At 59.2% G+C, this 684-nt stretch carries 1 protein-coding gene; it reads right to left on the bottom strand.

Annotated features, from left to right (window positions below):
• Positions 1-684, bottom strand: a 684-nt coding sequence (gene rfbA / locus CWM58_RS27875) for a glucose-1-phosphate thymidylyltransferase RfbA (RefSeq protein ID WP_100682229.1), incomplete at both ends; no start/stop codon positions are given.

Here is a 684-nt window from a genome sequence, read left to right on the forward strand (position 1 = left end):
CGGTTTTCTTCAGGCGTTCGGCCTGAGCCGCCACCCCTTCCGCCGACAGCCATTTATTACGGTAACCAATCTCTTCCAGGCAGGCCACTTTCATCCCCTGGCGCTTCTCAATGGTGTGAATGAACTGCGACGCGTCCATCAGGCTGTCGTGGGTGCCCGTATCCAGCCAGGCAAAGCCGCGCCCCAGCAGTTCAACATGCAGGTCACCTTGCTCCAGATACATCTGGTTCAGGGTGGTGATCTCCAGCTCGCCGCGCTCCGAAGGCTTCACGTCCTTCGCCATCTCCACCACGTTGTTGTCGTAGAAGTAGAGCCCGGTCACCGCCCAGTCCGATTTCGGCTTCAGCGGTTTCTCCTCGATGGACAGCGCCTTAAAGTTCTCGTCGAACTCCACCACCCCGAAGCGCTCCGGATCCAGCACCTGATAACCAAACACCGTGGCACCGGAAGTCTTCGCCGCTGCCGCTTCCAGTTTTTTACCGAAGCTCTGGCCAAAGTAGATATTATCCCCCAGCACCAGGGCGCAGGCATCGTTGCCGATGAACTTCTCGCCAATAATAAAGGCCTGCGCCAGGCCGTCCGGCGACGGCTGGATAGCGTAGCTGAAGTTCACCCCGAACTGCGACCCGTCACCCAGCAGGCGCTGGAAGGAAGGCATGTCGTCCGGGGTGGAGATGATCAGGA

This window comes from Klebsiella sp. H-Nf2, from assembly GCF_002806645.1.
Lineage (GTDB): Bacteria > Pseudomonadota > Gammaproteobacteria > Enterobacterales > Enterobacteriaceae > Klebsiella > Klebsiella variicola.